We start from the raw sequence: 6,771 nt of genomic DNA, 5'->3' as shown, positions 1-6,771 counted from the left end.
CCTTCCGGTTCCGGCACGTACTCGAGCAAGTCCCCCACCCCGCACTGCAGAACGCGGCAAAGCTGCTCCAAGGTCTCCAACTCGACCCGCACCGCGGTCTCTTGGTAGAGCCTCGTGATTGTTCCTCGGTTAGAACCTGTCAGTCGTGACACATCTGAGATTTTGAGCTTCCGCTCGCCCATCAGGCGCGAGAGGTGGACCTTCAGCATGATCTTCTCCTAAATATTTTGATCTTTAGAAGATCATTTTGTCTTGACAGGGGCCTTTTTTCGCCCATAATGATCTTCAGAAGAGCATATTGCGCTACCAGAAATGCTCTTTACCTAGTGTAGATCAACTCAGCCGAGGAGGCACCTAGCCATGAGCGAGCAGACCTATCTGACCACGGACGAACTTGCTGCACGCATCGAGTATGACGCTCGCACGATTCGGGACCGCCTCAAGGACTCCGTCCTGTTGGAAGGTATTCATTACATCCGTCCGTTCGGCGGCCGCAAGATTCTCTACCTTTGGGATGCCATCGAACGGGATATCGGCAGGTACTCGAAAGACAACGGCTTCGTCGTACCGATGGCAAACGGAGGTGTCTGCAATGGCTAGTGTTCGCGCACGCTCCGAGACAAACACCTTGTTCTTTGATTTCAGGTTCAAGGGGATACGGTGTCGCGAGCAAACCGCGTTGGCCGACACCCCGGCCAACAGGAAGAAGCTCGGCAAAATCCTGGAGAAGATCGAAGCGGAAATCTCGCTCGGCTGTTTCGAATACCGACGCTATTTCCCCAACAGCCCAACCGCCACCCAATTCGACGCGCCCGCCGCGTCGGCCGCGACACCGATCGTCGCGGTCGGCGTCGAAACGCCCCTGTTTCGCGACTTCGCCGAAACCTGGTACGGGGAGCGCGAGATCGAGTGGCGCCGCTCCTATCGAGAGACCATCCGCATCAGCCTGGACAAGCACCTGCTGCCGGTCTTCGGGGAGCAGCGGGTCGGCGCCATCGACAAAGCGGCGCTGATGGCCTTTCGTGCGGAGTTGGCCAAGCAGCCCGGCCAGGGCGGCGGGCGACTCTCGGCCTCCCGCGTCAACCATGTCATCAACCCGCTGCGGATGATTCTGGCCGAGGCCGCGCTGCGGTTCGGCTTTGCCGATCCGATGACGGGGGTGCGCTCGCTGAAGGTCCCGCGCACCGAGGTGCATCCCTTTACCCTCGAAGAGGTCCGGCTGATCCTCGCCCGGGTGCGCGCGGACTATCGCCCGTACTTCACCGTGCGGTTCTTCACCGGGATGCGCACCAGCGAGATCAACGGACTGCAATGGCAGTACGTCGACTTCGCCCGCGGCCAGATCCTGATCCGCGAGACCCTGGTGGCCGGTCATCGGGAGAAGACCAAGACGCCCGAATCGCGCCGCGAGATCGCCATCGCCCCTGTGGTGGAAGCGGCGCTGCGCGAGCAGGAGAAGCTCTCCGGCGGACGTTCGGCCTATGTGTTCTGTTCGCGCAACGGCGAGCCGCTACAGCACCAGAACGTCACCAACCGGATCTGGTATCCGCTGCTGCGCCATCTGGGTCTGAAGAAACGTCGCCCCTACCAGACCCGCCACACCGCGGCCACGCTCTGGCTCGCCGCCGGGGAGTCGCCCGAATGGATTGCGAACCAGATGGGGCACACCACCACGGAGATGCTGTTTCGCACCTACTCGCGCTTCGTGCCGAACCTCACCCGACAGGACGGCTCGGCGATGAGCCGCCTGTTGGCCGCCCATGGCTTCGGCGCGGTCGCCGAGCCGGAGACCGAGCAACAGAGGAATCAGGAGGTGGACGATGCCGATGCGAGCTGAGGACAGCGGCGATCGGCTGTCGCTGCCCCCTGCGCAGCTGTGTCGTCTCGCCGAGGTGCTGGGGCATGCGTGTCGGGTAAGCGAGGGCGCGGGTTTGGTCCGGGTGCTCGGTGCCGGGCAGGCCCGTGACAACCGCGAAGTCCTGATCGAGTGGGTACGCGCTCAGGTTGCGGAGTTGGATGCAGAGGTGGCGGGCGTGCTCTTGCCGGTCTTGCTCAAACGGCTGGAGCGACGGCTGCAGGCGTGGGAGGACGAATGACGAGGGAGCCGAGACGACAGGCACCGACTGCGGTGTTCACAGCGTTCGATCACGAAGCGGAGGCGGCAATGGCGGGACTGGCGATGTTGCAGGACGGACAACGGTTGGGAGCACGCTTTCAGGTGCGTCGTTCCTTCGCGGGTCAAGCACGCAACGGGGGACGTTTCATGTCCTGCGAGCTGTGGGACGGGCATGACGTGTTGAAGGCGTATGCCTGGGAGCAGGAGTGCCGCGGGTATCATGTCCCGCGCCGGGGCGAGTGGATCTATGCCGCAGGGCGAATCCGTCGGCGCACGGGGCGCTTGGAGCTGGTGTGTCGGGAGCTCAAGGTCGAGGATGCGGCGGAGCGCATCCGCTGGGCCCGCGAGCACCTGCGGGCGATTCTCCGGGATCTCCCGCCCGTGCTCTACGACCTGGTACGGCGCATCTTCACCGATCCGGCGATCGGGCCGGCCTTTCTGATCGCCCCGGCCAGTCTGAACCATCACCATGCCTTCTCAGGCGGCCTGTTGGTGCACAGCGCCGAGGTCGCCGGGGCGGTGTTTCGCTGGACCGCGGGGGAGTCGGTGCAGGGCCTCGCCACGGTTGCTGCGCTGCTGCACGACATCGGCAAGGTGCGCACGCTCGCCGGCAACATGACCCGTACCGTGCTCGGGCAGCAGGTGCGCCACGAGGCGTTGACGCTCGAGGTCGTGGCCGCGCATCTGGCTTGGTTCGATGGCGCCTGGCCCGAAGGGGCGATCCTGCTGCGTCACCTCCTGACCGCCGAGGCGCGACGCGATCGCCCCTCGCCGGCGCTGGCGGCGTTGGAATTGGTGCATGCCGCCGACCGCATCAGTGCGGCCGATGCCTCGGCATTCACGACCATGCCGTAGTCTGTGTCGGGCGCCGGCGGAACCGTCCAACCGTTCCGCAGCGGTGCGGGCCACGCAGCCGAACCGTACCCCATCGACACCGCCGTTCGGCGGTGTTTCGGCGTCTGGAGTCCGTCGCCCGGGTGCCGCTCGTCGCGCGCCGCGGCTACACTGTCGGGCATCTCCCGCGACTCATTCCGAACTCCCCATGACCACACACGATCCCGCAGATCCGGATCTGCTCCGCATCTTCGTCGACAACTGGGCGGCACTGCACGCCGGCACCCTCGAGAAGGATCAACAGGCCCTGCTGGATCGCGAGCATCCGCACTGGCAATGCACGGCGGCGACACTGATCGCCGAGGGACTCCTCGCCTATGTGACGGTTGAAATGGTCGAGCCGGATCTGGCCCACGACCGGGGGGCCAATCCGCATGACACCCCGACGCCGCAGGAATACGCCGCACGACTCGGCGCGCACATGATGGACTTCGTGGATTACCGCGGCGATCTGGTGCGGGTGCGCCGATCCGGCGAACCCTGAGCAAGATCCTGCCGCGGGCCTGCACCAAGGTAGAATGCGGGGACGACCTGAACCGCGGAGCCTGCCTGCGATGATCGACGACGACCCGAACGAAGAGGATCTGATCCGCCTGCTGGTGGGTAGTTGGGTGGCCCTGCGTACCGGCACACTGGATTCGGAGCACCGCGCCCTTCTTGACCGGGAACGTCCGGACTGGCAGGCCGAGGCGGCGACCCTGATCGCCGAGGGCGTCCTGGCCTACGTCACGGTGGAGATGGTCGAACCGGATCTGGCCCACGACCGCACGGTCGATCCGACCGACGTGGTCAGCGCGGAAGACTTCACGATCCAAGTGACCGCCCATGTGCTGGACTTCCTCGACTACCGCAAAGATTTGCCGCGGGTGGCGCGGTTGACGACGCACTGATTCGACATCGCCGATCCGGTCAGCGCATCGGCTCGATGCAGAAATCCCGCATGTCCTCGCATCGCCGGGAAGGATCGCCGACGGCATGCAAGAGAGCCTTACCCGGTGATACCCTTACGCCGATCGAAAGCCACCGCCCCATCGGTCCGCGATGTTGTCAGGTCAATGACCTGCCGAAAAAGGCGTTCCGGAATCCACTTTTGATGCCTCTGCCGGGGCAGCGATGAATGGCTTGGGTTCTGCTTTGGGCACTCAGGTGCGCAAATCGGTGCAAGAACACCGTTTCCTAAAGCGGCATCGACTTGCCTTTTGAAGCCGGGAAAAGCGATCCAGGGAGGCAACAAGCCATGTCAAGTCCGCATCTGCATGACATCGAACGGCAGGTCAAGCAGGCACCGCAGCTCTACCACCGGCTTATCCTCGTCGTCGGACATCATCGTACCGGCAAGACCACCGCGTTGCGCGATCTCGCGACCAAGCATGGCTGGCCAATCGTCAACCTCAACCTGGCCCTGGCCGAGCGACTGCTCGACCTGACCGCCCGTCAGCGCACGCTGCGGGTGGCCCGCATGCTGGACGACATCCTTGCCGAGCAGGTCGGCGATGTCGTTCTGCTCGACAACATCGAGATGCTCTTTCACCCTGATCTGCAACAGGATCCGTTGCGTCTGCTGCAGAGCCTCTCGCGCAACCGCACACTGGTCGCGACCTGGCGGGGTGACTACGACGGCCGCTCGCTCATCTACGCCAGCCCCGATCATCCCGAGTATCGCCGCTTCGACGATCCGCAAGCGCGCATCATTTCGATGCCCGCGAGCGATACGCCGAGCGGCATCACCTCCACAGCCACGGACAACACGGCATGAATTACGGCGATCTCATCCAATTCGATCCGATCGAATCGGTCGTCCAGCTCCGCGAGGCCGACCGTGTCGACAGCGCGAGACGCCTGGTCGAGACCTTTGTCATCTCCGATCGCATGAGCGAGCAGCTCATCGACGTCGTCTTCTCGCAACTCCAGTTCGAGACCCCGGCCGACAACAAGGGCATCATGGTCGTCGGCAACTACGGGACCGGTAAATCGCACCTGCAGGCCGTGATCTCCGCCATCGCCGAGCATGGCGACTTCGCAGACCTGATCACGCACCCGAAGGTCGCCGAGAAGGCTGCCGCAATCGCCGGACGGTTCATCGTCATCCGTGCCGAGATCAACTCGTCCATGCCGTTGCGCCAGTTCGTTATGGAGACCCTGCAGGATCAGCTCGCGGCGCACGGGGTCGACTTCGATGTTCCGCCCGAGGAGGCGATCAAGAACCACAAGGACGTGTTTGGCGACATGATGGCGGCATTCACGACCCGGTTTCCCGAGCAGGGCCTGCTCTTCGTCCTCGACGAGCTGCTGGACTATCTGCGCGCGAACAACGAGCAGGAGCTGATGCGCAACCTGAATTTTCTCAGGGCCGTCGGCGAATTCTGCAAAGGCTCACGCTTCCGTTTCATCGCCGGCGTACAGGAGAGCCTGTTCGACAACCCGCGCTTTCAGTTCGCCGCCGACAGTCTGCGTCGCGTCAAGGATCGTTTCGAGCAGATGCGCATCGCCCGTGAGGACGTCGCCCACGTCGTCGCCGAACGGCTCCTGAAGAAAGACGCCAAACAGCAGGCCCTGGTGCGCGAGCATTTGACGCCATTCGCGCCCCTCTACGGCGCGATGAATGAGCGGATGGACGAGTTCGTCCGCCTGTTTCCGGTCCACCCGGCCTATCTCGACACCTTCGAGCGCGTCTATGTCGCGGAGAAACGCGAGGTGCTCAAGACGCTGAGCGCCGCGATTCGTCGTCTGCTCGCCGATGCGGTGCCGACCGACGAGCCCGGCCTCATCGCTTATGACGACTACTGGCAGAACCTCAAGGACAATCCGTCGTTCCGCTCGATTCCCGAGATCCGCGACGTCATCGAGAAGGCCGATGTCCTCGAAGCCCGGATTCAGCAAGCCTTCACCCGTCCCCAGTACCGGCCCGCGGCGCTGCGGATCATCCACGCGCTGGCGGTCCATCGGCTGACGACCAGTGATATCTTTGCTCCCATCGGTGCCACCGTCGAGGAGCTGCGCGACGATCTGTGCCTTCTGCTCCCGCTGCCGGAGCGCGACGCCGAGTTTCTCAAGACCACCGTCGAGACGGTCCTGGGCGAGATCCTCAAGACCGTAAGCGGGCAGTTCCTTTCGTTCAATCGCGAGAACGGCCAGTACTATCTCGACCTCAAGAAAGACATCGACTTCGACTCGCTGATCGCCCGGCGCGCCGACACCCTGAGCGATGCGCAGCTCGACCGCTACTACTTCGACGGCTTGCGGCGGGTCGTGCTCGAAGACCCCGAGGCATCCGCCTATGTCGCCGGGTATCGCATCTGGGAGCACGAGCTGGAATGGCGCGAGCGCCAGGCCGGACGCAGCGGCTACCTCTTCTTCGGCGCGCCGAACGAACGCTCCACGGCGCAGCCGCCGCGCGATTTCTATCTGTATTTCATCCAGCCGTTCGAGCCACCCTACTTCAAGGACGAGCGCAAGGCGGACGAGGTCTTCTTCCGACTCACCCAGCGCGACGAGGATTTCGACCGTGCGCTCCGGCTCTACGCCGGCGCCAGGGAACAGGCGCTTGCCGCGTCCGGCGGCAACAAGAAGACCTACGACGACAAAGCCCTCGAGCACCTGCGCACGCTGCAACGCTGGCTGGTGTTGTCGCTCACTTTATTTCACCGGCCGATTCCCGAATTATTTCGCGCGGAATGCTCGCGGCTTTCCCGCACTGATCACCTCGGTGGCGCAGTGTCGGCAGGTGGATGAGTGCGAGGAGCCTGAGGAACGCGAAGCCG

At 63.7% G+C, this 6,771-nt stretch carries 9 protein-coding genes; 8 read left to right on the top strand and 1 reads right to left on the bottom strand.

Annotated elements, in window-relative coordinates:
• Positions 1–209: helix-turn-helix transcriptional regulator (locus VLR48_RS07810; protein ID WP_325291242.1), on the bottom strand; the 209-nt coding region annotated here is incomplete at its 3' end.
• A 151-nt stretch (positions 210–360) separates the two neighbouring features.
• Here VLR48_RS07810 and VLR48_RS07805 point away from each other — a divergent pair.
• The 8 genes from VLR48_RS07805 (at position 361) to VLR48_RS07770 (ending at position 6,742) form a co-directional block, all read left to right on the top strand.
• Positions 361–600 (top strand): hypothetical protein, encoded by a 240-nt coding sequence (locus tag VLR48_RS07805; RefSeq protein WP_325291241.1) that lies wholly within the window; start codon positions 361–363, stop codon positions 598–600.
• On the top strand, positions 593–1,837 hold the full coding sequence (locus VLR48_RS07800; RefSeq protein ID WP_325291240.1) for an Arm DNA-binding domain-containing protein: 1,245 nt from the start codon (positions 593–595) through the stop codon (positions 1,835–1,837). The genes VLR48_RS07805 and VLR48_RS07800 overlap by 8 nt, the downstream gene beginning before the upstream one ends.
• Positions 1,821–2,096 carry a hypothetical protein gene (locus VLR48_RS07795; RefSeq protein ID WP_325291239.1) on the top strand — a complete coding sequence of 92 codons (276 nt, stop codon included), beginning with the start codon at positions 1,821–1,823 and terminating at the stop codon, positions 2,094–2,096. Before VLR48_RS07800 ends, VLR48_RS07795 begins: the two co-directional genes overlap by 17 nt.
• A gap of 68 nt (positions 2,097–2,164) precedes the next feature.
• On the top strand, positions 2,165–2,971 hold the full coding sequence (locus VLR48_RS07790; RefSeq protein ID WP_325291238.1) for an HD domain-containing protein: 807 nt from the start codon (positions 2,165–2,167) through the stop codon (positions 2,969–2,971).
• A 187-nt stretch (positions 2,972–3,158) separates the two neighbouring features.
• Entirely contained in the window at positions 3,159–3,494 is a 336-nt protein-coding gene (locus VLR48_RS07785) for a hypothetical protein (RefSeq protein WP_325291237.1), read from the top strand.
• 70 nt (positions 3,495–3,564) lie between these two features.
• Positions 3,565–3,900 (top strand): hypothetical protein, encoded by a 336-nt coding sequence (locus VLR48_RS07780; RefSeq protein ID WP_325291236.1) that lies wholly within the window; start codon positions 3,565–3,567, stop codon positions 3,898–3,900.
• A 347-nt stretch (positions 3,901–4,247) separates the two neighbouring features.
• A complete protein-coding gene (brxF, locus tag VLR48_RS07775; RefSeq protein WP_325291235.1) occupies positions 4,248–4,766 on the top strand; it encodes a BREX-3 system P-loop-containing protein BrxF in 519 nt (172 codons plus the stop codon).
• Entirely contained in the window at positions 4,763–6,742 is a 1,980-nt protein-coding gene (locus tag VLR48_RS07770) for a DUF6079 family protein (RefSeq protein WP_325291234.1), read from the top strand. The genes brxF and VLR48_RS07770 overlap by 4 nt, the downstream gene beginning before the upstream one ends.
• The last annotated feature ends 29 nt before the right edge of the window (positions 6,743–6,771 follow it).

It is taken from the genome of Thiocapsa sp., from assembly GCF_035467215.1.
Taxonomy (GTDB): Bacteria; Pseudomonadota; Gammaproteobacteria; order Chromatiales; family Chromatiaceae; genus Thiocapsa.
The sequence above is the reverse complement of the archived record's forward strand: the minus strand, read 5'-3'. Positions and strand labels throughout refer to the sequence as shown.